Source organism: Lujinxingia sediminis, from assembly GCF_004005565.1.
GTDB classification, from domain to species: domain Bacteria; phylum Myxococcota_A; class Bradymonadia; order Bradymonadales; family Bradymonadaceae; genus Lujinxingia; species Lujinxingia sediminis.
Genome location: NZ_SADD01000002.1, coordinates 207,333 through 233,256, shown reverse-complemented (window position 1 = coordinate 233,256; position 25,924 = coordinate 207,333). Strand labels below are relative to the sequence as shown.

At 63.1% G+C, this 25,924-nt stretch carries 19 protein-coding genes; 15 read left to right on the top strand and 4 right to left on the bottom strand.

Translation table 11 applies throughout. From position 1 onward, the window contains the following. Window positions 1-2: 2 nt before the first annotated feature. Complete coding sequence (locus EA187_RS20595; RefSeq protein ID WP_206524210.1) at window positions 3-593, top strand: HNH endonuclease; 591 nt, start codon at window positions 3-5, stop codon at window positions 591-593. Window positions 594-1,375: 782 nt separating this feature from the next. Here EA187_RS20595 and EA187_RS06705 read toward each other — a convergent pair. Next, on the bottom strand, window positions 1,376-1,963 hold the full coding sequence (locus tag EA187_RS06705; protein ID WP_115606568.1) for a PhnA domain-containing protein: 588 nt from the start codon (window positions 1,961-1,963) through the stop codon (window positions 1,376-1,378). A 281-nt stretch (window positions 1,964-2,244) separates the two neighbouring features. Between EA187_RS06705 and EA187_RS06700 the strand changes: the two genes are divergently transcribed. From EA187_RS06700 to topA, 6 genes are all read left to right on the top strand, one after another. After that, entirely contained in the window at window positions 2,245-3,543 is a 1,299-nt protein-coding gene (locus EA187_RS06700) for a hypothetical protein (protein ID WP_127779672.1), read from the top strand. Between the two features lie 2,835 nt (window positions 3,544-6,378). Continuing rightward, a complete protein-coding gene (gene lpdA / locus EA187_RS06695) occupies window positions 6,379-7,794 on the top strand; it encodes a dihydrolipoyl dehydrogenase (protein WP_127779670.1) in 1,416 nt (471 codons plus the stop codon). A gap of 73 nt (window positions 7,795-7,867) precedes the next feature. Next, window positions 7,868-9,202 (top strand): dihydrolipoamide acetyltransferase family protein, encoded by a 1,335-nt coding sequence (locus tag EA187_RS06690; RefSeq protein ID WP_127779668.1) that lies wholly within the window; start codon window positions 7,868-7,870, stop codon window positions 9,200-9,202. 143 nt (window positions 9,203-9,345) lie between these two features. Beyond that, complete coding sequence (gene trxA / locus EA187_RS06685; RefSeq protein ID WP_115606576.1) at window positions 9,346-9,675, top strand: thioredoxin; 330 nt, start codon at window positions 9,346-9,348, stop codon at window positions 9,673-9,675. Window positions 9,676-9,784: 109 nt separating this feature from the next. Further along, window positions 9,785-11,269, top strand: a complete 1,485-nt coding sequence (locus EA187_RS06680; protein WP_164856066.1) for a tetratricopeptide repeat protein — start codon at window positions 9,785-9,787, stop codon at window positions 11,267-11,269. 283 nt (window positions 11,270-11,552) lie between these two features. Further along, the gene (gene topA, locus EA187_RS06675; protein ID WP_115606580.1) at window positions 11,553-14,096 is read left to right on the top strand and encodes a type I DNA topoisomerase; all 2,544 of its coding nucleotides are present in this window, start codon (window positions 11,553-11,555) and stop codon (window positions 14,094-14,096) included. A 150-nt stretch (window positions 14,097-14,246) separates the two neighbouring features. Here the strand turns inward: topA and EA187_RS06670 are convergent, their stop codons facing one another. The 3 genes from EA187_RS06670 to EA187_RS06660 all read right to left on the bottom strand — a co-directional run bounded on the left by EA187_RS06670 (window position 14,247) and on the right by EA187_RS06660 (window position 18,829). Then, complete coding sequence (locus EA187_RS06670; RefSeq protein ID WP_127779665.1) at window positions 14,247-15,497, bottom strand: lactate racemase domain-containing protein; 1,251 nt, start codon at window positions 15,495-15,497, stop codon at window positions 14,247-14,249. Beyond that, window positions 15,466-17,754, bottom strand: coding sequence for a RecQ family ATP-dependent DNA helicase (locus tag EA187_RS06665; protein WP_127779663.1), 2,289 nt, complete (start codon window positions 17,752-17,754; stop codon window positions 15,466-15,468). Before EA187_RS06665 ends, EA187_RS06670 begins: the two co-directional genes overlap by 32 nt. Window positions 17,755-17,956: 202 nt before the next feature. Next, window positions 17,957-18,829 carry a hypothetical protein gene (locus tag EA187_RS06660; protein ID WP_127779661.1) on the bottom strand — a complete coding sequence of 291 codons (873 nt, stop codon included), beginning with the start codon at window positions 18,827-18,829 and terminating at the stop codon, window positions 17,957-17,959. A 236-nt stretch (window positions 18,830-19,065) separates the two neighbouring features. On the opposite strand from EA187_RS06660, the gene EA187_RS06655 reads away from it, so the two are divergent. From EA187_RS06655 to csrA, 8 genes are all read left to right on the top strand, one after another. Beyond that, complete coding sequence (locus EA187_RS06655) at window positions 19,066-20,238, top strand: M20 metallopeptidase family protein (RefSeq protein WP_127779659.1); 1,173 nt, start codon at window positions 19,066-19,068, stop codon at window positions 20,236-20,238. Between the two features lie 139 nt (window positions 20,239-20,377). Beyond that, on the top strand, window positions 20,378-20,692 hold the full coding sequence (locus EA187_RS06650; protein ID WP_115606588.1) for a YbaB/EbfC family nucleoid-associated protein: 315 nt from the start codon (window positions 20,378-20,380) through the stop codon (window positions 20,690-20,692). Window positions 20,693-20,717: 25 nt separating this feature from the next. Then, window positions 20,718-21,329 carry a recombination mediator RecR gene (recR, locus tag EA187_RS06645; protein WP_115606589.1) on the top strand — a complete coding sequence of 204 codons (612 nt, stop codon included), beginning with the start codon at window positions 20,718-20,720 and terminating at the stop codon, window positions 21,327-21,329. 142 nt (window positions 21,330-21,471) lie between these two features. Then, window positions 21,472-21,963, top strand: a complete 492-nt coding sequence (locus EA187_RS06640; protein ID WP_115606591.1) for a roadblock/LC7 domain-containing protein — start codon at window positions 21,472-21,474, stop codon at window positions 21,961-21,963. A 306-nt stretch (window positions 21,964-22,269) separates the two neighbouring features. Continuing rightward, window positions 22,270-22,866, top strand: coding sequence for a GTP-binding protein (locus EA187_RS06635; RefSeq protein ID WP_111731164.1), 597 nt, complete (start codon window positions 22,270-22,272; stop codon window positions 22,864-22,866). A 168-nt stretch (window positions 22,867-23,034) separates the two neighbouring features. Beyond that, complete coding sequence (locus EA187_RS06630; protein WP_115606592.1) at window positions 23,035-23,505, top strand: hypothetical protein; 471 nt, start codon at window positions 23,035-23,037, stop codon at window positions 23,503-23,505. Between the two features lie 95 nt (window positions 23,506-23,600). Next, on the top strand, window positions 23,601-25,235 hold the full coding sequence (locus EA187_RS06625) for a MutS-related protein (protein ID WP_127779657.1): 1,635 nt from the start codon (window positions 23,601-23,603) through the stop codon (window positions 25,233-25,235). A 463-nt stretch (window positions 25,236-25,698) separates the two neighbouring features. Beyond that, a complete protein-coding gene (csrA, locus tag EA187_RS06620) occupies window positions 25,699-25,884 on the top strand; it encodes a carbon storage regulator CsrA (protein WP_115606598.1) in 186 nt (61 codons plus the stop codon). Window positions 25,885-25,924: the final 40 nt, after the last annotated feature.

The following is a 25,924-nucleotide window of genomic DNA, read 5'->3' as shown; positions in this document are numbered from 1 at the left end:
ATATGCAAGAAGAAGGAGAGTTCCCGCTCGACCGGGTGGACGTCGAGGCTATGCGGCCCGACGACTATGTTCTTCTCAGCACCACTCAAGATCGAAATGGCGCCAAGCGTTGGAAATTGGCAAACGATATCCGTAAGCGCAAAGACCTGGGGATCAAAGATCGAATTCTACTCTACTTAAGGCACAACGTCGGTGAAGAGGTGACCGGCGAAGAGCTCAAGTATGTCGCCAGAAAGGGCTCCGAGTGGGCGCGGCGCGTTCGGGAGCTGCGCACGGAAGAGGGGTGGTCGATCTCTACTCGCTTTTCCGGGCGTCCTGATCTGGCGGCAGGTATCTACGTGCTCGAAGATGAGCGTCAGCTCCCCGCCCATGACCGATATATCTCGGATAGTACGCGTCGCCAGGTGTTACGACGAGACAGCTATCAATGTCAGGACTGCGGTTGGACTTATGAAGAGTGGAACCCGTCGGATCCTCGGCACCTTGAGCTTCATCATATCGAGCATCACGCTGATGGGGGCTCGAATACAGAAGGTAATTTGGTGACCTTGTGCCATGTTTGTCATGATGTGAGGCATCAGTTGGATGGGTGATGTTTTGGGGTGAGGGTTTTGGGGTGATGGGGATGGTTTTTGGGTTGGGGTTGGCCGTTTACGCCTCGTTGGTGGTGAGCACCGATGGAACCCGCGTGCCGTCTGGTTTTGTGGTCAAACTGGAAGGAAAATTTTGTGGTCAAACTGGAAGGAAAATTTTGTGGTCAAACTGGAGGGAAAAAAGGGACTGTAAAGTATTTTGTGTAACTCACGGGTTCGATGCCCTCATCTATTCTGCCTTCCTCGATCGCAGAGGGGACGGCCCGGGAGGCTTAGCTACGCTCGGAAGCCGTTCGAGGTACAGTTTGGGGGAGGCGGGCCGGGTGGGATAGCGTTCAAGGTACGGAGCGGGGGGGAGGTGACCCGGGTAGGATGGCGTTGGCGGTACGGGTCAGGGGGGAGGTGAGCCGGGAGGAATGGCGTTCGGGGTTCGGTTTTGGAGGGCTGTCGGAGCTCGGATGGGGCGAAGCGTGTGGGTGGGGAGGGCTGGTGGGGCTGGATCTCGATCTCGAACTCGAACTCGAACTCGAACTCGAACTCGATCTCGATCTCGATCTCGATCTCGGGCGTGCTCTCGGGCCGGAACTCGAACTCGATCTCGATCTCGAACTCGAACTCGGGCTGGATCTCGAACGCGCGAACCCGCCAACGCGCTCACGAATCGACCCACATCGCAAACCCCCGGCGTCTCACAACCACCCAACCACCCAACCACAACCCGCGAACCCCCGGCACCCGCACCAACTCCCCATATCGCAAACCCCCGGCGAGACCCCGCCGGCTCAGGCCTTCTTCAAAAACATCGTCTTGAGCACGATCACCGTGCCGTTGACGCGGCCCTCGACGTGTTCGGGGTTGTCGGTGAGGTGGATGCCTTTGACCAGGGTGCCGCGCTTGGCCACAAAGGAGGTGCCTTTGACGTCGAGGTCTTTGATCAGGGTGACGGCGTCGCCCTCGCTGAGCTCGGTGCCGTTGCTGTCGAGGGTGCGCGGGGCGTCATCGTCGGGGGTGTGGATTCCCTCTTCGGCCCAGGCAAGCACCTCGTCGGGGAGGTAGGCCTGGGCCAGCAGGTCGGCCGCCCAGGTGGCGCGGGGGGCCAGCCTGTGCAAGAGCCGGTAGCTCAAAACCTGCACCGGTGCCACCGGGCTCCAGATGGCCTCCTGCAGGCAGAACCAGTGGGTCGGATCGAGTTCGGCGTCCTCGCCGCTGATCTGGGTGCGGCAGCCGGCGCAGAGCAGGGCGGCGTGTTCGGCGCTCTCGGCCTCGAAGGGGGCCACTCCGAAGGGGGCAAGCTCGTGGTGGGCGCCGCAGAGCTCGCAGATGTTCCCGGAACGGTCTACCAGGTCGTGTGTCAGTCGGGCGTCGGTCATCGTCAGGCTCGTCGGGTGAGAGGGGGAGGGAAGGGGGGAAACGCGTGGGTCGGACCACGCGCTCGATCGCCCCGAAAGGGGGGAAGCATGCTCCTAGCAGTCAAACGACGCGGCGTCATCCGGGGAAAGAGCCGCCGGGCAGGGCCTTTGTCCCGGGAACCCCTTGCGGCGTAGACTCTGGCGCGGCGAGTGACGCAGGTGCGCCCGAGTCTGCGCCGCAAGGGGCGCTCCGATGATGGCAATGCGATGATGGCAATGCGATGGACATGAGGGTGAGCGCGATGACACGAAACGCGATGATGGCAGGCATGGTGGCGATGGGGTTTTTGGTGGGATGTGCCCGCGGGGCGACGTCGCGTCCGGACTCGCCAGAGCCCGCACCACGCCAGGATCGGGTGGCCCCCTGGACGCTGGAGGAGGCAGTCGCCACGCTCTGCGATGGGGTCGATGGCTGCGAGCTGGCCCAGGCCCAGGCGGTGCAAGGGGGGCGTCCCGCGCTGATCTGTGCGGGTGAGGATGACTGCGAGCCGGGGCCAGCCGGTCAGCGCCCCGGATCGGTCATCGAGTCCCTCTACGTGGTGACGCTGCGATGGGGCCCGTTGAATACGAGCGATACCTGCGAGCTCTCGGAGGTCTACCGTGTCGATCTGCAGGCTCGCGAGGCGCGTCTTATCGCGCGCCCCTGCCCGGAGGGGCGCGTGGTTCATGAGGTCAAGCTGACCCACGGTCAGCTCACCGAGCAGCGCACAAGTGGCTCGGCGTCGAACGTGGTGTTTGATTCCTTCAGCTACGATGTGCCCGAGGCGCGCCCCATCGAGAGGCACCATCAGGAATTCATGGCCGAGCGGGGCGTGGCGCGGCGAGAGAGCTGGAACTTTGAGCGTCTGAGCGGACGGATTGACTATGAGTTGACCTGTGAGGGGAGCGCGGTCCGCGCGCGGGAGAGCATGGTCGTCGACGCTCGCCAGGTTCCCCGTAGCGACGCCGCACGCGCTGCATCCCGGGACTGGACCCGGTGCTCAAGCCCTCTGGGCGATGAGCGCTCCGGGGTACGCATCGCGCTGGTCAACGGCGCCCGTCTGATCGTGCAGTGGTCCGACGCGCTCCCGGGCGATGGCCAGGCCCCCTCGCCCGAGAGTCTGGGTGAGCTGGTGGTGCAGCTGGCCAGCGAGCGCCAGAGCCTGGAGCAGACCGGGCTTCTCTGCCCGGGGCAGAAGGCCCCCGGAGACGAGGGGCTCACCACCCTTGAGATCCCCGTGTTGGTGGAGGGCCGCTATGAGGCAGCGGGCCTTGAGGCCACCTGGCATCGGGAGGGGCGACGCGTGACCGGCGTCCTTGATTTCAGCACATCGCCCGGAGCTTTCGCGCTGCGTCTGAACCCCTCGGAGGCCAGCCCGGCGTCGTCGACGTTGCCCCCGGAGCAGGGAAGCCTGAGCACCCTGATTCCCGCAGATCTCAGGCTTGTAGGCAGCGCCCGGGCCCGGGTTGAGCTTCCCTGCGTGGTGGAGCACGACGAGGTAAGGGTGGACTACGACGCCTGGGCGGCCGGGCGCGAAGTGCAGCTGATTCAGCCGCGCTGAGGGGGCGTGGGGGTTCGCGGTGTGGGTCGATTCGTGAGGGCGTGGGGAGGTTTGCGGGTTGTGGTTGTGTGGTTGTGTGGTTGGGTTGTTGTGTGGCGCGGTGGTTCGCGGTGTGGGTCGATTCGTGAGGACGTGGGGAGGTTTTCGGGCTGAAAAGGATGAAAAGAGTTGGTGGTCGGAGATATGTGCGCACATTGATATTAAGTCACGAAGAGAGGACGACGCTTCGTGGCGGCGCAGGCTTCAGATGGTGTTGTTAAGTTAGCAGCATCTGGGGTTGAAGGGTTCGAATTGACGTGTCGACGTCTTAAATGACGCAAACGTTGAAACGAAAGCGCCAGAGGTTGTGTGAGGCTGTTGACGTCTTAAGTGACGCAGGTCTTGCATGACAGGTCGAAAAAGATCGATGACGTCTTAAATGACGCAGGTCTTCTTCGACGGAGCCGCTTCATACGAAGGTGTCGATGCCTTAAAAACGCATCGACATCGGGTGAAGCAGCCAAAAGCGTCGCGTGATTGAGAAGGCGTTTTGTAAAAAACGCCGAGATCACGTGACATGAGAAAAAGCCCGGGCCGAGAGGCCCGGGCTTTTTTGTCTCTGGCGGTGTGGAGGCTGACCGTGGGTCGTCGTGGAGGCTGACCGTGGGTCGGTGGAGGAGCAGTATTTATGCGGGTGATGTGGGTCTTAGGGACGGGCTCGTTCCGGGTCGATGTGTGAGGGCGTGGGGAGATTCGCGGGTTGTGGTTAGGTGGTTGTGTGGTTGTGTGGTTGTGGTTCGCGGTGGTTCGCGGTGTGGGGTGATTCGTGAGAGCGTGGGGAGGTTCGCGGGTTGTGGTTAGGTGGTTGTGTGGTTGTGGTTCGCGGTGGTTCGCGGGTTGTGGTTGGGTGGTTGTGTGGTTGTGTGGTTGTGGTTCGCGGTGGTTCGCGGTGTGGGTCGATTCGTGAGGGCATGGGGAGGTTTGCGGGCTGAAAAGGATGAAAAGAGTTGGTGGTCGGAGATATGTGCGCACATTGATATTAAGTCACGAAGAGAGAACGACGCTTCGTGGCGGCGCAGGCTTCAGATGGTGTTATTAAGTTGGCAGCGTCTGAGGTTGAAGGGTTCGGATTGACGTGTCGACGTCTTAAGTGACGCAAACGTTGAAACGAAAGCGCCAGAGGTTGTGTGAGGCTGTCGACGTCTTAAGGGACGCAGGTCTCATATGACAGGTCGAAAAAGAACGATGACGTCTTAAATGACGCAGGTCTTCTTCGACGGAGCCGCTTCATAAGAAGGTGTCGATGCCGTAAAAACGCATCGACACCGGGTGAAGCAGCCAAAGCGTCGCGTGATTGAGAAGGCGTTTTGTAAAAAACGCCGAGATCACGTGACATGAGAAAAAGCCCGGGCCGAGAGGCCCGGGCTTTTTTGTCTCTGGCGGTGCGGAGGCTGACCGTGGGTCGTCGTGGAGGCTGACCGTGGGTCGTCGTGGAGGCTGACCGTGGGTCGGTGGAGGGGCAGTGTTTATGCGGGTGATGTGGGTCTTAGGGACGGACTCGGACTCGGCACCCGCGAACCGCCCGGGGGGCACTCGAATCGACCCACATCGCGAACCTCGGTGCCTCACAACCACCCAACCACCCAACCACAACTCGCACGCCTCCCAACCCAAACGCGTCCAGGACGGCCGATGGCAAGAAGGCAGAGATAACGTTGTAGCAGCGTTACGTGTGGAGACTGACCGTGGGTCGGTGCAGGGGCAGTGTTTATGCGGGTGATGTGGGTCTTAGGGACGGACTCGGACTCGGCACCCGTGAACCGCCCGGGGGGGCACTCGAATCGACCCACATCGCGAACCTCGGTGCCTCACAACCACCCAACCACCCAACCACAACTCGCACACCCCCCAACCCAAACGCATCCAGGGCGGCCGATGGCAAGAAGGCAGGGAAAGAGCTGTAGCAGCGCTACGTGTGGAGACTGACCGTGTGGAGACTGACCGTGGGTCGGTGGAGGGGCAGTGTTTATGCGGGTGATGTGGGTCTTAGGGACGGACTCGGACTCGGCACCCGTGAACCTCCCTACGCCCTCACGAATCGACCCACATCGCGAACCTCGGTGCCTCACAACCACCCAACCACCCAACCCCAACTCGCACGCCCCCCAACCCAAACGCGTCCAGGACGGCCGATGGCAAGAAGGCAGGGAAAGAGCTGTAGCAGCGCTACGTGTGGAGACTGACCGTGGGTCGGTGCAGGGGCAGTATTTATGCGGGTGATGTGGGTCTTAGGGACGAACTCGGACTCGGCACCCGTGAACCTCCCTATGCCCTCACGAATCGACCCACATCGCGAACCTCGGCGTCTCACAACCACCCAACCACCTAACCACCCAACCACAACTCGCACCGCCCCCAACCCAAACGCGTCCAGGGCGGCTGATGGCAAGGAGCAAGGAGGAGCGTGTAGCAGCGCTACCGCGACGACACAGCGACACAGCCAGCGTCGTCCTGGGCGCATACCCCCCAACCCAAACGCATCCAGGGCGGCTGATGGCAAGGAGCAAGGAGGAGCGTGTAGCAGCGCTACCGCGACGCCGCAGCGACACTGCCAGCGTCGCGCTGGGCGCACACCCCCCAACCCAAACGCATCCAGGGCGGGGCTGGCAAGGAGCAAGGAGGAGCGTGTAGCAGGGCTACCGCGACGACGCAGCGACACAGCCAGCGTCGTCCTGGGAGCGTTTGGCAACCTTGACAGGGAGGGGGGGCGTAGTACGTTACGGGCCGGTTGCAGCTGAGAAATTTCGACCCTTGATAGCGCCCCCAAATCCGGGGCGTCTGGCGTAGGAGACGGGCATGAGTCAGTACGATGTCGTGGTGATTGGATCGGGGCCGGGAGGCTATGTTGCGGCCATTCACGCCGCACAATCCGGGCTGAAGACGGCCATCGTGGAGCGGGAGCCCACCGAGCGCCTGGGGGGCACCTGTCTTCTGCGTGGCTGCATTCCGACCAAGGCCATGCTGCATACCGCCGACATGCTCGAGACGCTCAAAAAGGGCGACGAGATCGGGGTGATGGCCTCCGATGTGGCGCTCGATATGGCGAAGATGCACGCGTACAAGGCGAAGGTGGTCAAGAAGAACGCCGGCGGCGTCAGCTACCTGATGAAGAAAAACAAGATCGACGTGCACCTGGGCCACGGTCGTCTGGCGGGCAAGGGCAAGGTCAGCGTAGAGGCCGCCGACGGCAAGACGCAGACCCTCTCGACCAAAAACGTGATTCTGGCCACCGGCTCGACCTGCTTCCACCTTCCCTTCATCGATATGAGCCCGGCGCGGGTGCTCGATTCCGACGGGATTCTGGAGCTTGAGGAGGTGCCGGAGCACCTGGTCGTGATCGGCGCCGGGGCTGTGGGCACCGAGTTTGCCAGCGTGTTTTTGCGCTACGGCTCCAAAGTCACGTTGATTGAGATGGCCCCGCGGGTGCTTCCTTCCGAAGATCACGAGGTCTGCGCTGAGGCTGAGAAGTCCTTTAAGAAGCAGGGCATGACGGTGCTGACCAGCTCGAAGGTCACCGACGTCAAGGCCGACGATAAGGGCGTCAAGCTGGTTGTGGAGACCAAAAAGGGCGACAAAACCAGCTCGCAGACCATTGAGGCGTCGCATCTGCTGGTGGCCGCCGGGCGCGCCCCGCGCACGCAGGATATCGGCGCGAAAGGCACGAAGATCAAAATCAACGATCGTGGTGTGGTCGAGGTCGATGAGTTTTTGCGCACCGGTGAGCCGGGCGTCTACGCCATCGGCGATATTGTGAACACCGCCTGGCTTGCGCACGTGGCCTCCAAAGAAGGCATCCTGGCCGTCGATCATATCGCCGGCAAAAACCCGCGTCCCATCAACCACCGCCTGGTGCCCATGTGCACCTACTGCAGCCCCGAGGTCGCTTCGGTGGGCCTGAGCGAAGAGGCGGCGAAAGAGGCGGGCTATGACGTGAAGACGGGTGTCTTCCCCTTCAGCGCGATCGGCAAGGCGGCGATCCTCAACAAGACCGAAGGGTTCGTGAAGATCGTGGCCGACAAAAAGTACGACGAACTTCTGGGGCTGCATATCATCGGGCCGAAGGCCACCGAGCTCATCACCGAGGGCACCCTGGCCATGGAGTTGGAGTCGACCATCGAGGAGCTCTTGATGACGATTCACCCCCACCCCACGCTGGCCGAGGCGGTGGCCGAGGCGGCGCACGCGGCGATGGGTCACGCCATTCACATCTAACTCGCCACTGGCGAGAAGATGTGAGCTGAGAGTTCATTCAAGACGTTTCCTGACTGAAAGAGAGGATGGCGAGATGCGAAGCGAAGTGGTGATGCCGCAGATGGGAGAGTCGGTGACCGAGGGGACGGTGACCGCGTGGCTCAAAGAGATCGGCGATTTTGTGGAGCGCGACGAGCCGCTCTTTGAGATCACCACCGATAAGGTCGACGCGGAGGTGCCCAGCCCCCTGGCCGGCGTGTTGGTGGAGCGCCTTGCGAAGGTGGGCGACACCGTGGAGATCAACACCGTGGTGGCCGTGCTCGATACCGAGGCGAAGGCCGGTGAGGTGAGCGCGGCCTCCCATGAGGCGGCGTCGGCTCCGGCGAAGGCGGCTTCGGCCAGCAGCGGCGCGGTTTCTGCGAGCTCCGGTGGCTCCGCCACCGCGCTTGCCTCGCCGGCTCCCACCACGACCTCGGCCGCGAGCAGCAACGGCGTGCCGTCGCGGGAGGAGCTTCGCCGCACCCGCTCCACCCCCCTTGTGCGCCGCATCGCACAGGAGCACGGCATCGCCGATCTCTCGCCGATTGAGGGCAGCGGCATGAGCGGCCGGGTGACCAAAGCCGACATCATGGCCTTTATCGAGTCGGGAGCCCACCAGGGGACCAACGGCTCGACCGGACCCATCGCCTCGCAGCCCGCGCAGCAGACCCGTCAGGCGCCAGCGGCCCCGCCCATCACGCTGGGCGACCGGGATCGTTACGAGCCGCTGGGGCCGCAACGCGCGGCCATCGCCGAGCATATGACCCGCTCGCGGGCTACCAGCGCGCACGCCCACACCATCCACGAGATCGACTTCTCGGCGGTGTTCAAAGCCCGTAAGCGCATGAAGGCCGAGTTTGAGGAGCGCGGCGTCAAACTCACCTACACCGCGTTTATGGTCAAAGCGGTGGCCGACGCACTGCGCGCCTTCCCCGTGGTCAACGCCTCGCTCGACGGTGACCAGCTCGTCTACCGCGGGGATATCAACGTGGGTGTGGCCGTGGCGCTGGAGGCCTCGCTGATCGTACCGGTGGTACGCAACGTCGATGAGCTCAGCCTGCTGGGTGTGGCGCGCTCCATCAACGATCTGGCCGAGCGCGCGCGCAAAAAACGCCTCAAGCCCGATGAGGTCCGCGGGGGGACGTTTACGCTCTCCAACCATGGGATCTTTGGTGCGGAGTTCGGCGTGCCGATTATCAACCAGCCGCAGACGGCGATCATCAGCACCGGCGCCATCAAAAAGCGGGTGGTTGTCGATCAGAAGACCGACGCCATTATGGTGCGCCCCACCGCGATCTTCTGCATGTCTTTTGACCACCGTACGATCGACGGGGCCACCGCCGATGCGTTTCTGGCGCATATCCGCACCACGCTCGAAGGCTGGGAGTGACACCGATCGCCGGCGATGAATTTGAAACTTTGTCCGCCGGTGTTGAATCTCTAAGGTAGCGGCAGGCTCGAGTGTCGGGTCGGCCATACCTCCAGGTTTGATGAAGCCGCGCGATACGCGCGGAGCTAAAGAAGGAGTCCATCGTGACGACGCATAACTTCAACAAGAACAACTTCAATGACGAAGTGGTCAACGCCGACGTACCCGTGATCGTGGACCTGTGGGCGCCCTGGTGCGGTCCCTGCCGCGCGCTCAGCCCGGTCATCGACAAGCTCGCCGGCGAGTTTGAGGGCCAGGTCAAGGTCGGCAAGATCAACATCGATGAGGAGCCGGAGCTGGCGCAGGCGTTCAACGCGCGCTCCATCCCGATGGTCGTGGCGATGCGCGGCAACGACGTCGTCGACGTGATGATGGGCTTCCAGGGCGAGCAGCCCCTGCGGAAGCTCTTCGAGAAGGCCAGCGCGGCGAAATAAGGCGCTTTTTTGAGGCGCAGGCGCGCTCGCGCCGCCCACATTCATGACGATCCGACCGACGCCCGCTTTCTTGAGGAGAGCGGGCGTCTGTCGATGGGACGCGGTGATTATGAGTGACGTAAAACAACCCCCCGTGGAGCTCAGTCCGAGCTATGAGGCGATGTGGACCCAGCTCACCTCCGAGCTTTCGCCTCTGATTGAAGATGGCGCTCTGCACCAGGCGATCGGTCGGCTCAGCGCGATGCTTGAGACGATGGGGCCGGGCGGAGAGGAGCCGGGTGCGCGCAACGAAGATGATCTTCTGCGCGGTCGGCTGCTGAGCCGGCGTGCCGAGCTCTACCTCGATCTCGAAGAGGTCGATGACGCGCTGGCCGACGCTCAGGGGGCGTGGAAGGCCGGCTGGCGCGACGCGTCCACGATGGCGGTGGCCGGGTGGGCGAGTTACCAGCTTGATGAGCCGGAGGCCGCGCAGGCGTATTTCAACGAGGCGATCGCGCGTAAAGAGGGCGATCCGGGCATGCTGATGGGTCGGGCGTTGGTGGCGGTGGAGCTTGAGGAGTACGAGGAGGCCTGCGCCGACCTCACCCACGCACTCACCGCTGATCCGGAGAACGCCGAGATCCTGGCGTTGCGCGGGGAGGTGCACCTGCGCTTGAGCGATCTGAAGGCGGCCGAGCGCGACTTGAAGGCTGCCCGGGAACTCGACGCCGACGATCCTGACTACGCCCTGGCGATGGCGCGCCTGCATATGCTGCGCGGCCAGGTCGATGAGGCGTTGATCCTGCTCGATATCGCCGTCGGCGAGGGCACCGATGTGGCGCTGGAGGCGATCTTGATGCGCAGCCACCTGCGTCTGGCGCGCGGGGAGCATCGCCTGGCCCGTGAAGATGCGCTGCGCGCTTCCAACATCTACCCGGAAGAAGCCTTTGCGTTTGTGCAGCTCGCCAATGTGCAGCTGGCCGAGGGCAAGGTCAGCGCCGGAATGAAGGCGGCCGAGCGCGCTGTCATGCTCGATCCGAGCCTGCCCGACGCCTACGCGGTGCGCGGCGCCGCGTTGCAGATGAGCGGAGAGGAGGAGGCAGCCCGCGAAGATCTGGAGCGCGCCTCCAGCGCGCCGGCCGAGCTTCCGATGTTCTTGCTGGGACCGGCCTACGACTCGGTGGAGATGCCCGCCCTGGACAGCTCGATCTTTGACATGTTTGGCAAAGACTTCGATCCCTCGTCGTTTGCCGATGCCTTCGGGCCGGGCGGCAAGGCCGGTTCGAAGATGCCCGGAGGCAATCCCATGGGCATGCTCGACCAGCTCTTTGATGAGTCGGGCAACATCCGCGGGGCGTTTAAGCCCATCTTCGAGATGGCGATCAAGCAGGCCCCCACGCTGATGAAAAATCTTCCCAAGAGCATGCTCGGCGACATGGACGAGGAGCAGCTCAAGAAGATGGATCTCTCCAACCTCTCGGCCGAGGATCTCGAGAAGCAGATGCGCGACTTCTACACGATGATGAAGTCCGGTAAAGGTCCCGGCGCTCCGAAGTCCGGCGATGATGCGGGCAGCGATGAGGTCGACTCTCCCGGGAAGATCGACGAAGAGTAGGTCGAAGCGTCAGGCTCGATGCAAAGACCTGGCGAGTGTGTGGAGCCCCGCGCTGCATGGCAACGCGGGGCTCTTTTGCAGGCCCGGTTGGCGGTGAGGCTGGACAAACCCCCGGGCTCTTCTCTATGAAAGCCCCCCACGGGCAACGGGTGAAGGTGGACAGGCCCCTACTTATGGGGCGCGCAGTGAATGCGCCTTGCCACCTGGTGATGAGCGCGTAGATCTGAGCCTCGAAGCCGTTGGGCCCTGTGAATACATGAACAGCGAAGCGCGGAATCCTTCTATGTCAAAACTCGTGATCGTCGAGTCGCCCTCCAAGGCGAAGACCATTCAAAAATACCTGCCGAAGGAGTTTGTGGTGAAGGCCTCGCTGGGCCACATCCGCGACCTCCCGGACAACGCCGGCCAGATGCCGGCGAAGTATAAAAAGGAGCCCTGGGCCAGCCTCGGCGTGAACATCGACGAGGGCTTTGACGCCGTATACGTGGTCAAAGATCCCCGCTCCAAGAAGGCCATCAAAGAGCTCAAGGCGGAGCTTAAGAAGGCCGACGCCCTCTACCTCGCAACGGACGAAGACCGTGAAGGAGAGGCGATCAGCTGGCACCTTTTGGAAGAGCTCAAGCCCAAATGTCCGACCCATCGCATGGTCTTTCACGAGATCACGAAGTCGGCCATCGAGCGCGCTCTGGAGAACACCCGCGAGGTCGATGATCACCTGGTGGAAGCCCAGGAGACTCGCCGCATCCTCGACCGCCTGGTGGGCTACCCGCTCTCCTTGCTGGTCGGCAAAAAGATCAAGTACGGCCTCTCGGCCGGGCGCGTGCAATCGGTGGCCGTGCGACTTCTTGTGGAGCGCGAGCGCGAGCGTCGTCGTTTCCGCATGGGCTCCTACTGGGATCTCAAAGCGCAGCTTGCCGAGAAGGGCAACGCCTTTGATGCGGTGCTTCATGAGGTCGATGGCACCCGGGTTGCCACCGGCAAGGACTTCGATGAGAACACCGGCAAGATCACCGAGGGCAAAAATGTCCTGCTTCTTGATGAGAAGCAGGCCAAAAAGATGGTCGAGCAGCTGGCCAGCCGCCCCTGGACGGTCAACGAGATCACCGAGCGCCCGTACACCACTCGGCCCAAGCCGCCCTTTATCACCTCGACGCTGCAGCAGGAGGCCAGCCGTAAGCTGGGGCTGTCGGCTTCCGATACGATGCGGGTTGCGCAGTCACTCTACGAGAACGGTTTTATCACCTACATGCGTACCGACTCGGTGAACCTTTCGCAGCAGGCGCTCAACGCCGCGCGGAAGGCTGCCGGCGAGCTCTACGGAGCGGAGTACGTGGCCGATAAGCCTCGGGTTTACGCCTCGAAGGCCAAGGGCGCTCAGGAGGCGCACGAGGCGATTCGTCCCACTGGTGACGCCTTCGTGCACCCGAATAAGTCGGGCCTTAAAGGGCGGGATCGCAAGCTCTACGACCTGATCTGGAAGCGTACCGTCGCCAGCCAGATGGCCGACGCCAAAAAGACCAGCGTGCGTGTGGATCTGAAGGTCAGCGACGACGAGCATACCTACGTGTTCCGCGCCAACGGCAACCGCATCGACTTCGCGGGCTTCATGCGCGCCTACGTCGAAGGGGCCGATGATCCGGAAGCAGCCCTCGAAGATCGCGAAGTGCTCCTTCCCGCCCTCAAAGAGGGGGGTGAGGTGGACTGCAACGAGCTTGAGGCCATCGGTCACGAGACCAAGCCGCCGGCACGCTTCACCGAAGCCTCGCTGGTTAAGGTGCTCGAAGAAGAAGGTGTGGGCCGTCCGAGTACCTACGCCACGATCATGAGCAAGATCACCGCTGGCGAGAAGTACGGTCGCAAGGTGGGCCGCACGCTGGTGCCCACCTACATGGCCTTTGCCGTCACCGAGTTTCTGGAGAAACACTTCGGGGAGCTGGTCGACACGCAGTTTACGGCCCGCATGGAAGATGATCTCGATGAGATCGCCGCCGGTAAGGGCTCCAAGGTCGAGTACCTGCACCAGTTCTATCGCCGCGAAGGGGCCTTTGCCGACAAGGTCAACGAGGGTGAAGAGAAGATCGAGCCGGATCTGGCCCGCGAGGTCACCCTGGAAGACTTCCCGGCCACGCTGAAGGTGGGGCGCTACGGGCCCTACGTGCAGATCGAGGTCGAAGGAGAAACCAAGACCGTCGATGTGCCCGACGACATTCCGCCGGCCGACCTCGATTACGAGAAGATCCTGGAGCTTCTGGAGAAGCGCGAGAAAGGCCCCGAGTCGCTGGGACTTCACCCGGAGAAGGGCGAGCCGATCTTTTTGATGAATGGTCGCTTCGGACCGTATTTCCAGCTGGGTGAGCGCACCGAAGACAACAAGAAGCCACCGACGGCTTCGGTGCCCAAGGGCATGAATCCCGAAGACGTCACCCTGGAGCAGGCCGCGCAGCTTCTCGATCTTCCGCGCGAGTTGGGCAAGCACCCCGAAGACGGCGAGCCGGTGGAGGCGGGCATCGGGCGCTACGGGCCTTTCGTCAAGCACCTCAAGGAGTACCGCAACCTGCCCGAGCAGGAGATGGTCTTCACGGTGACGTTGGAGCAGGCGCTGGAGCTTCTGGCGCAGCCCAAGGGACGTCGTGCAAGCAGCCGTAAGGTGCTCAAGGAGCTGGGCACCGATCCGGATAGTGGCAAGCCCATCAACGTGCTCGACGGGCGCTACGGGCCTTATGTGAAGCTGGGCAAGGTCAACGCCTCGCTTCCCAAGGGCACCAACCCCGATGATATGACGCTGGAGAAGGCGTTGGAGCTCATCGAGCAGAAGAGCGCGAGCTGAGCCAACTTCCGACCTGCTGCATGTTGGCCCCGCGACGGGTGGGCCAGCCAGGGTCGGGCGTAGAACTCAAAAAAGCGTCCTCGCCGGAGATTCGGGCGGGGACGCTTTTTTGTGGGCGAGGGATTGTTCCGGGGCGGCGCTAAGAATGGCTCAATGGTCGAGGATGGGCAGTCCGGTAAAGATGTCGGGCAACGAGACACCTGTGACCAGGGGAAGGTTGAGGGCGCGGTGGGCTTCCTGAAGGCTTCGGAACTGGCGAATGCCTACCGCGTCGAGCTCCGGGAGAGGTTGTGGCGAGATAAGCGCGATGGGATTGCGCTCTAAAGTCATGGCCAGCACGTAGGCGCGCTGCTGGCCGCCGACGCCGGGCTCAGGCGATTGCAGCTCGCCGCGAAGCTCGGCGAGCAGGGTGTCGCGGCCGCGGGCCAGGGCGCGAGCGAAGGCGCGCTCACCATCGCCGCGTCCCAGGCCCTCGGGGCAGGTGGCTTCCAGTACGATCCAGCCTCCGGGCATTAAGGCGCTGTGCTCGACGAGCGCGGCGTAGGTGGCCGCGCGCGAGGCCTGGTAGAAGTTGTCCGATTTGCTTGGAGGCAACTTCAGATGCAGCCAGGGCAGCGGCTCACTGATGTAGAAGAACGCCTTACGGGCGATGGTGCAGGCGGCCTCAAAGGTGGGGCGGACCGGGCCGAAGAGAAGCGCACGGGGCTCGGGGTGGCCGGGTACAATCTGTAGCGCGTCGACGGGAACCGACATCTTTGCCACCCGCCAGAGGGCCTGCTGGAAGGGGTTATCGTCGATGCGCCCCAGGCGCACGCCGGGGTGACGTAAGAGCTCCAGGCCGTGCAGGGTGCCGATGGTCTCTTCGCCGGCGCAGCCAATCGCCAGGGCTTTGATGCCCCCGGAGAAGCCGGCGTACTGGTGCGGCTCAACGGTGCCGACGACGATGATGCGATCGTGTTGAAAGAGCATCGGGTGGAGGAGCGCGGGCAGCGGGCGATCGGCACCGGGGGGGGCCGAGCCGATCAACGGCTCGGCCTGGGGCTCGGCAACGAGACCGACGTCGGCGCCGAGCATTGAGAGGCGCGGGTGGTGCGGGTTGTGCTGGGTGAGTGAGGCGCCGGCGGCCTGACAGATCTCGAGGAGGGGCCGGAGCTCGGAGAGGGCCAGCGCGCGGTGCAGTCCCAGGGCGACCAGCACCGAGATATGCGCGGGCTCAAAGCTGTTGAGATGTGTGAGCAGAGGCTCGAGCACATCGGGAAGATCAACAGGGCGTGTGGCGTCGGGGATGACGACGAGCACCCGCTGATCCGGCGCGATCGGCGTGGCCTGACGGGCGAGCGCGTGCCTTACCGCTCGGTGAAGCAGGCTCTCAGGAGACTTCGGGGGGTTGGTCGTGTTCAAAACGCTCCTGAAGTACGATGGCGAGGTTCAGCTTCAGCGTATCGTAGTCGCAGGGAGTGGTGAGGCGTTCTTTGAGTGGAGCAAGCTTATCATCGGGAGACCACTCGCTGGCAAGTTCGCGCAGCTCTGGCAGGAGGCGACCGTCGGCGTGCTCGTCGAGCGGGAGCCTGTGGCCGTGTTGAGCCAGGGTCATAAAATGGCGCAGTACGCTTGAGGGGGTGAGCCCACGCTCCTTTGCAATGTCTCGATAATCATGGCCCTCACGAACCAGCATCAGGGTACGCAGGTAGGTCTCGCCAAGCTCGCCATCGCCGGAGGCCGGCCTGGGACGGCTCTCGGAGGGGCGTGTGGTCGGGGGGAGCTCGCCAAACTCGGAGGCCGAGCGCACATGACGGGCCAACACATCGGCGACGGTCTCGGAGAGGGGCTCCGACGCCATCATCACCTCGGTGCCTGCATCGGTTAAAGAGAGGCAGCCGTAGGTGTTCTGGGTGGTCAGCCCGAGTTGGGAGCAGACATCGAGCAGGCGCACGAGATCATCCTGACGAAGATCGCGAAGAATCCCGTGGGTGGAGAGCCGGTCGAGGCCGGCGCCGGTGATCTTTTTGGCGCGAGAGCCGCGCAACATCGCGGCGATCACGTGGGCGCCCCATTTGCCGCGGGCGCGGGCGATGCCGCTTAAGACCTTGCGCAGCACGGTCTGGGCTGGCTCGCGTACGATGATAGGTGCGCGCACCTGGCCGGCGGCCTGGGCGTAGGAGGGAGGGCCGCAGCAGCGATCACAACGCTTGCACTCGGCAATATCGTTGGCGGTGTCGCTGAAGTAGCGCACCAGGTAGACCTGGCGGCAGGTGTGCCCGGTGGCGTAGCGCACCATATCTTCTTGATGGTTCTCATCGACGCCGCGTCGCGCATCGAGCGCGTCCCAGTCCACACGAAGATCGCGGGTGCGGGCCTGGTCGAAGACTTCCAGCCAGGGGGCCGGGCCGCGCTGGCCAAAGGCCAGGTGCCCGCCGCGCTCCAGCAGGCGCAGCGCCGAGCCTACCGCCCAGGGGTGCACCCGATCGTCGCCAGCGCGCGAGAGGTGGTCCGCGAGCATGTCAGCGTCGAGGGTGTGCATACCCACGCCGTGCTTTTGCAAAAGCGTCCAGAGCCGCTCCACCAGCTTGCGATCCGGGAAGGAGTTTTCGGTGAAAAACTCGTGGATGCGCAGATCGGCGCGGTTGTAGAGCAGCAGGCAATGCGCCGGCTCCCCATCGCGGCCCGCGCGCCCGGCTTCCTGATAATAGGCCTCGACGCTGCCGGGGATGTTGAAGTGGATGATCGCGCGCACATCGCTCTTATCGACGCCCATGCCAAAGGCGTTGGTGGCGATGAGCAGCGGGGCATCGCCGGCCATAAAGGCGTCCTGGACTTCGTCGCGCTCCTGGTCGGAGAGCCCGGCGTGGTAGAGCGCCGGATAATAGCCCGACTCGCGAAGGTTGCGCCCGACCTCTTCGACCTGCTTGCGGGTGGCGCAGTAGATGACCTTGCTACCCTCGGGGGTCTGGTCGAGCAGGGCCTCAATGCGCTCGTATTTGGAGCGTCGGCTTCGCGCCGGATAGACCTCAAAGAAGAGGTTGGGCCGCTCAAAACCGGAGACGACGACGCTGTGATTATCGAAGTCGAGCTGGGCGGCGATGTCGCGCTGAACCTCGGGTGTAGCCGTCGCGGTGAGCGCCAGAGTGGTCGGGGCGCCGAGCTTTTGGCGGACCTCGCCGAGGTTGAGGTAATCCGGGCGGAAGTCGTGGCCCCACTGGCTGATGCAGTGCGCCTCATCAATGGCGAAGAGCCCGATGGGCACGCCGGAGAGGGCGTCGAGGAAGGCCTGGCTTTTAAAACGTTCTGGCGCGACGAGCACGACTTTGTAGGCACCGGCGCGCATGGCTGCCAGGCGCTGTCGCTGCTCATCCCAACTCAAGGAGGAGTTGATGTAAGTGGCTGGAATGTTAAAGGATTCTAGCGCGTCGGCCTGGTCTTTCATCAGGGCGATGAGTGGGGAGACGGCCAGGGTGAGCCCGGGGAGCACGCAGCCCGGGAGCATATAACAGAGGCTCTTGCCGCTGCCGGTGGGCATCACGATGAGCGTGTCATTACCCTCGACAACCGCCTCAATGCCGCGGCGCTGGCCGGTGCGAAAGGACTCAAAACCGAAGACGTCGTGGAGCGCCGCGTCGATCGAGGGCGCAATGGGCGCGAAGGGAGCCGGGAGGTTCATAGTCTGGTGCTCGAGAGAGGAGGGCCGGCACGCCCTTAAGCGGGTGCTGGCGAGTGTGGCGCCGTCGGCGCGCGCTCACGACCTGAGGTGCAACGTGGTGCTTCTCTCATTATCGCGTGGGACGCGCCGATCTTGCTCCTTTCTTCGCAGGGATCGCGATCGCGGGCAAGGCCCTCCCCCGTCCGAGCGGGCGAGAACCTCCTTAAAAACGTACGCTGAGGCCCGCACTGGGGGCAAAGACCCAGTTGTCGTAGTTGCGGGAGGACTCCAGCACGGTGGGGCGAAAGAGCACACGCATCATCGTCATGTCGATATGCAAGAAGACCCAGCGGTAGCCGAGCATCGCGCCCCAGTTCAAGCCGACGTAGTGCATCTCGGAGTCCTCAAAGAAGCGCGAGGGGTTGTAATCCTGATACTCCTCGGGGATGCGTTCCTTGAGCCAGTCGGGGAGGTTAGGGGTGGCTGAGAGGTCGCTGTAGAGGTAGCGCGGCGAGAGGTAGAGCTTGATGATGTCGTGGTACTGCCAGCCGGCGGAGAGGCCGGCTTCGAAGTCGTGGCGTTTAAACTCGGTCATGACCAACCACTCCACCGCGGAGCTGGCCACCGAGCGGTGGTAGCCGTAGGCGGCGTGGGCGGTCAGGGCCACATCGCCGCCCTGACTCTCCCAGAGCTGCAGGCGCACGTCGGGTTTGACGACGTTGCCGTTGTAGCGAAGCCCCATGTCGAGGCCTTTAAGGGGGCGATCGCTCACACCCACGCGCAGCGCAAGCTCCGGGGTGGCCCCGGGTAAAAAGAGCTGCCAGAGGAGCACGGCGTCGAGCAGAGTGCGCAGCTCCGCTTCGCTGATAGGCCCCTCATCGCGCCGGGCGGCGTCGACCACCGCGCGCCCGGCGTCGATGCTGCCGTCAAAGACTCCGGTATAAAGATCGGCCTGAGCCACGCCGGTGATCTGAACTTCGCCGGGGGCCAGGGTGTGGGCCGGTGCGAGGTTGCTCAACGAGGTGGCGCAGCCGCTGGTGAAGACGATCATGAGTGCCACCAACAACCAGACGATCGAAGCGCGAGAAGAAGACATCATCAGCTCATGGTCGAAGAAGATGGGGTTTCAGCGGTGGTAGAAAAGACACCCTCGAGCTCTCTTTGAGAGCGTGGTACGCGCAGGTGCGATGGCTATCTTGACAGCGGTGGGGGCATTTGCCCTACTCCCGGCGTGTTTGTCGAGCGCGGCGGCGATTTTTGTGCACGTCGCGCTTCGTGTTGTGATCGACGTCTCTTTTCCGACGCCCGAGAACCGGGCAGAGCAGGTGCACGATGAGCCAGGATTCTTTGACCCTCGACACTGAGCTTGTGGCGTGGCGCCGCCACCTTCACGCCCATCCGGAGCTCTCGTTTGAGGAGCATCAGACCGCGGCCTTTATCGAAGAGCGCCTGGCGGAGCTGGGCCTGGAGAGCACCCGGGTGGCTGAGACGGGGGTTGTCGCGCTGATCGAGGGGGAGCTTGAGGGGCCGACACGGGCGTTTCGCGCCGACATCGATGCGCTGCCTATTCAGGAGCTGCGTCAGAGCACGTATTGCAGCACGCGTCCCGGGGTGATGCACGCCTGCGGCCATGACGTGCACACGACGGTGGGACTGGGGGTGGCGCGTGAGCTTGTGGACCGTCGCGCTGAGCTTAAGGGGAGGGTGAAGATGATCTTTCAACCCGCCGAAGAAGCATCGCCCACAGGTGAGCCGATTGGTGCGGAACGCATGGCTGTGGAAGGTGTGCTCGAAGCGCCTGAGGTTGAAGCCATTCTCGCGCTGCACTGCATGCCCACCCTGGAGGTGGGCAAGATCGGGTACACCGGAGGGCCGGTGTGGGCGGCCTCGGAGCTTGTGGAAGTTGTGATCGAGGGCAAAAAGAGCCACGGCGCCTATCCGCATGAAGGGGTCGACGCGGTGGCCGTGGCCGCTCAGGTGATCGTGGCGCTGCAGCAGGTTGTCAGCCGCATTACCGATGCGCGCGACGCGGTGGTGCTCTCGATCGGGAAGTTGGAGGCGGGCAATTCTTATAACATCATCGCTGAGCGCGCCGAGTTGACCGGTATTCTTCGTGGTCTTTCGGCGCCGGCGATGGAGCGCGCGCGCGCCGCGGCGCGCCAGATCGTGGAAGGCGTCTCCGCCGCTCTGGGGGCGCGCGCCTCGGTTCGCTTTGTGCCCGGCGCGCGTCTGACGGCCAATGACCCGGCGCTGGAGGCTCGCGTGGTGCGTCTGATCGAAGAGCGGGTGGGAGAGGGCGTGATGGTCCAGCATCTGCCCCAGCTTGGCGCCGAAGACTTTGCGGCCTTCTCCACCCGCGTGCCGGCTGCGTACTTCTTCCTGGGCGTCAAAGATCCGCAGAGCGAGGAGGTGCATCCTCTGCACACCCCGCGCTTTGATGTCGATGAGCGCTGCCTCTCGCTGGGCGTGCACGCCATCACCGAGGCGCTGCTGGGTCTTGGCTGATGGCCCGCAGCCGGGGCGGTGCCCCAAGATGCGTTGCGCACTCGAGGGTGTGTGCGTATAACTCACCTCTCGCGTCGCCCGGCGGCGGCGCGAACCACACTCAATTCAATGACGTTGCGCCCACCCAGGAGCACTCGCGATGAAAGGCGGCATGAACAGCCTGGTCCGCCAGGCCCAGAAGATGCAATCGCGCATCACCAAGGTTCAGGAAGAGATCGGCAACAAGACCATTGAGGCGTCCACCGGCGGCGGCATGGTCACGGCCGTGGTGAACGGCAAGCAGGAACTCCTGCAGATCAAGATCAACCCTGACGTCGTCGATCCCTCCGATGTTGAGGTGCTCGAAGAGATGGTGCTCGGTGCTGTCAACCAGGCCATGGAGATGGCCGGCGAGATGATGAACTCCGAGATCGAGAAGATCACCGGCGGCCTCAACATCCCCGGCCTCTTCTAAGCTTCTTTTGACCCGGGCCCACCCGATGAAGCCCCGCGATCCCATCACTCGCCTGGTCAACGCATTTCGCAAGTTGCCGGGCATTGGCGAGCGTACCGCGACGCGCCTGGCCTTCTTCGTGCTCAATGAGAGCGAGGAGATGGCCCGGGAGCTGGCCGAGGCGCTGGTGGAGGTCAAGGAGCGGGTGGGCCTGTGTCAGGTCTGTTGCAATCTGACCGAGGCCGATGTCTGCGAGATCTGCCGCGAGCGTCGGCGCGATACCACCACGATCTGTGTGGTGGAACGCACCCAGGATCTGCGAGCGATCGAGCGCACGGGCGATTTTCGGGGGCTCTACCACGTGTTGCACGGGCTTATCAGCCCGCTCGACGGGGTGGGGCCCGATGATATTCGCCTTCGCGAGCTGCTCACTCGCCTGCAGACCCCGCCCGAGGGTATGGAGGAGCCCGAGGAGGTGATCGTGGCCTGCAGCCCCTCGGTCGACGGCGAGGCAACGGCGCTTTATTTGCAGCGTTTGCTCAAGCCTCTGGGGCTTAAAGTCAGCCGTATCGCCAGCGGTGTTCCGATTGGCGGAGAGCTTGAATATACCGACAGGGTGACGCTCTCTCGCGCGCTCTCGCAGAGGCGGGAAATGTAGTGTGCGCGCGGGTTTTCCCCCCTTCGCTATGCTCCAACCCCGGCGTTGCGTGGGGTGGGTCACTGTGCTAGCTTGACCCTTGAAAGTCTGTTTGACGCCGACTCGACCCTTCCGTTGAGGGAGGCAACCGAGGAGTACCTCCATGCTCAGTTCCCAGATGGTGATTTACGAAGAGGAGCACCAGAAGCTCACAGAGATCTGTGAGCGTCTTGTGCGCGATGCCCTCGCAAAAGCCATCTTTATTGTGGACAAAGACGGGCAGCTGGTCACCGCTACGGGCGAGACCACTGGCATCGACACCACCGGTCTGGCCTCGCTGGTTGCGGGCTCCACGGCGGCCACCGGCAGCCTGGCGCTGATGCTCGGTGAGGAGGAGTTTCCGGTTCACTTCCACGAAGGAAAAAACAAGCATCTGCATGTCTCGGTTATTGGTGACACGCTGATTCTTGTGGTCATCTTCGATGAGCGCTCAAGCCTTGGTCTTGTGCGTCTGCGAGTAAAACGAGCCTACGCGGAGATGGCCGACATTATCGCGGCGGTCGCCGAGAAGGCCAAAGACGGTAACAAAGATATGGATATCTTCGGCGAAATCACCGACGACGATATCGATAGCCTCTTCAATGATGCCTTTTAATAAGGTCTTCACGCTTGAGGCACCCTGTTTCAGATGACGTTTTGATGTGGTTTTGGGGAGCTTTCGCAGGTGTTCGCCCGGTAGGATTGGCGGAGACCAACGCAGGCTCGACGCCGGGCCGAAAGGTCGGGTGGCGGATGTTCAAAATTTAATTCGACACGATTTCGCCTCGTGGTATAACTCATCGCGGCATTCCAGCGAGTTTATTCGACGATGTCGATTTCGAGACTTCGAACCAGCTAACGCAACGTGCCCCGGCCCCAGGGTACGTACGCCTTGGCCACGCGCGGTGACGAGAAGGTCCCTATGTCGTTCATCAATTACGCCCAGCGGGAAATCATCCTCAAGATCGTTTACTACGGGCCGGGGCTCTGTGGTAAGACGACGAACATTAAGTTCATCTACTCGGGGACCAACCCGGACGCGCGCGGAAAGCTGGTAAGTCTGGAGACCAAGCAAGAACGCACGCTCTTCTTCGACTTCCTGCCCCTGAGCCTGCCGGCGATTCGCGGCTTCAAAACGCGTCTGCACCTCTACTCGGTGCCCGGTCAGCTCTTCTACAGCGCCAGCCGTAAGCTGATTATGAAAGGCGCCGACGGTGTGGTCTTCGTCGCTGACAGCCAGCGTGCTCGTAAAGAGGCCAACATCATCTCGATGGAGGATCTCAAAGAGAACCTGGTGGCCTACGGCTACGACATCGACAAGATCCCCTTTGTGATCCAGTACAACAAGCGCGACCTGCCCACGGCGATGCCGCTCGAAGAGCTGCGGGCTGACCTGAACCCTGAAGGCAAGTACCCCGACTTTGAGGCCAGCGCGATTGCGCCCAACGGACCCGGTGTCTTCGAGACGCTCAAAGCGGTGGTCAAGCAGATCCTGGTCGAGCTGAAGAAGACCAAATAAGACGAGTCGTGTGACGATTCGCTTGAGCGGCACCCCTGAGAAGGGGTGCCGCTTTTTTTTGATCGCCGGGCGCTGATATTTGGCAGGCTGTGCAAGGAATGGTTGTCAGTAAGTTGTTGTTTTTCAACATGTTACGACGGTCAACGGCGACGCGCATGGAGGTATGCAATGGGGCTGCTCTCGGAGCTTACGTACACCCATATGGAGGTCTTCTCGGCGATGGAGGCGATCGGAGGCTCGATCGCGCAGGCGCAGCGCGCCCGAGAGGATGAGGGTGAGGTCCACGCGCTCTTGCGCGAGATCGTGCCGCGGGCGCTGCTGCTGCGCCAGCGATTGCAGGCGACCTTCGATCGGGAGCGCGAGCACCTTTACCCGAGAGTGCGGCGTATTTTCGGCTCGGAGGTCGAGGAAATCGAGGGGCTAAAGCGCTACGCCGAGCAGGTACTCGACCAGCTCGACCACTTTATGGACGAGCTCCCGGCGGCCACGCGAGAGCGCTACCACCCGGTGCGCCTTGCGTATCTCTCGTTGCTCTTTGATGAGTTGGCCGAGCTCTATGAGGCGCGCACCGAGATTGAGCGCCGCTTCTACGAGACGTACTCCACGATCGTGTTTCCGGGCGGGGCGACCACCGACTGAGAGCAGCATTGTGGAGAAGGGGGGGAGGTCGTCGGCTTTGCCAAATGCGGGGCGCTCGCGCATAGTCGCAGCCGTCTTCGAGAAGAGGCCGGCCGATGAGCGAGTGGAAGGATCGATATAAGGTGGAGGGGGAGCCCGGCGTGACGGGGCGTTTTGGAGACGCGACGACGCTGGAGGTGGTGGGCGCGCGCGACATGCTCGGGAGATTGCGTCCCTTAAGTGAAGCGGGGCGTGCGCGTGCTGTGCGGGTGCACATCTATCGCGGCGATGAGGCCGCGCTCTGGGACGCGGAGGTCGCGCGCCTGCGCACGCTCGACCTCTGGCATCAGGATCATCCCGAGGTTCAACGCCCGATCGACGATGCGCTCCGTGAGCTTCCGGCGCTGGAGCGGCCGCTTCGTCGGCTGCACCTTGGCGAGGCGCTGCGTGATGCGGAGCTCTTTGAGGTGAAACGCTTCCTGTACCACGCGCTGGCGATCCTGGAGGCTGCCGCAGGCGCCGATGGTCTTCCTGCTACCGGTGAGCCGGGGTGTGAGGTGCTGCGCGAGACGATGGGGGCGATGCATCCTGAGAGCCAACCCAGCGCGCGTTTTCATTTGAGCGATCAGCTTGACGGGGAGCTTGCCGGTGCGCGAAAGGCGCATCGCCGCGCGGGGCGTGAACTTCGTAAGGTTCGAGACGTGGCCGAGGCTCAGATCTGTGAGCGGTGGGGCGGACGTTTTGATGTGCGGGGTCGCTACCGACCCGAGGCCGGTGTGAACCTCGACGATCAGCGCCTGGCCTACCAGGGAGGGGCCTGGCAGTTGGTCGATGAGGCGGTGGTGGAGGCCGAGGCGGATCTGGTCCGCGCTGGCGAGGCGGTCGATGTCTGTGAGCAGCGGCTGCGAATTCGCCTGAGCGATCTTTTGCGGCACGTGCTCCCGTTGCTTGAAGGAACGCTCGATGCCCTGGCGCGTTTTGATGAGGGGTTGGCACGGGTGCGTTTGCGCGAGGCGATCGGGGGCTGCTGGCCTGAGCGTGCGGAGAGGACGGCACTGCACCTGGTGCAGGGGCGAGATCCTCGCCAGGTCGAGCGGATCGGCGATGAGGTTCAACCCATCGATGTGTCGCTGGATGCCGTGGTGACGGTGGTACTCGGTCCGAATATGGGGGGGAAGTCTGCGCTCTTAAAGCTAGTGGGACTCTCTCAGTTCTGCGCGCAGGCGGCGTTGCCGGTGCCCGCCGAGCGTTGCACCTTCGGGATGATGGAGGCGCTGATCTATGTGGGCAGCGAGGAGGGAGGTGCGGCTGAGGAGGAGGGGTTGTCCTCCTTTGGGCGAGAGGTGCGACGACTCGTGGCGCATTGGGAGGGGGCCGGGCCTCGGCTCTGGCTGCTTGATGAGCCGGGCCGTGGCACCCATCCGGCCGAAGGCGCGCGCTTTGCCCGGGCGGTGATCGAGGCCCGGGAGCGCGCCGGCGATCGGGTGGTCGCCGCGACGCATTTCCCCGAGATTGCTGCCGCCGATCATGTCGCTCGTCTGCGTATTCGTGGCCTGCAGGTCAGCGATGAGGCGCTGCGTCTGGCACTCGCCGCGGAGGATGCGCCGCAGGAGCGCGATGTTGAGAGGCTGACCTCCGCGCTTCGTGCGCTGATGGATTATCGGCCCGAGCCCAGCCTCGCCACCGACGTGCCCCGCGACGCCTGGCGGGTGGCCCGGGCGCTGGGGCTGGATCTGAGCGACGAACGCTGAGATCGCCCACCCGATTCGGGAAAAACTTCCCCCTGACCCGAAACCGAGTGACGATAGGCACACTCGGCATCGTCAACGGGCGAGGTAGGGGCGAATGGTCCTGCCGACAGGCGGTTCAAAGATGTTTTCTTAAAGTTTATCTTTAAGTTTTTTGACCCGTCCCCCAACCTGTTGTCTTATGAGTTCACGATGTAGGTGCAGGTAGTCATGCAAGGAAGCGATCGACACCGGCATCGGGAGGTTCCCCTCCGGAGCAAGCGGGGCATGTTGGAAGTGCCTGTAAACGTTATGCTCTGAGAGCCCTCTGGCAGGTTTTGCGATCTTTTGCTGGCCGAAGGCCATCATGGTGCGCAGACTAAACGTCTTGTCAGGGCCGGCTCGGGTGAAGGGAACGTCGATCGAGGAGTGGGCGCATAGTGCGTCGGAGATCACCCAATCATCACTCATGGAAAGGAGTGGGCCCATGTTGACCCTAACCAGGAAGGTCGGGGAGTCGATTCGAATCGGGGAAGAGATCGAGATCGTCGTCAAAGAGATTCGCCGCAATCAGGTTCGCATTGGCATCGTCGCGCCGCGCGACGTTCCGATTTATCGCGAAGAGGTCTACGAGGCGATTCAGGAGGAGCAGGGCGACGACGAAGAGCCCTAGAACGCGGGCGACACCGGCATCGGGAGCGCGATGGGAAGCG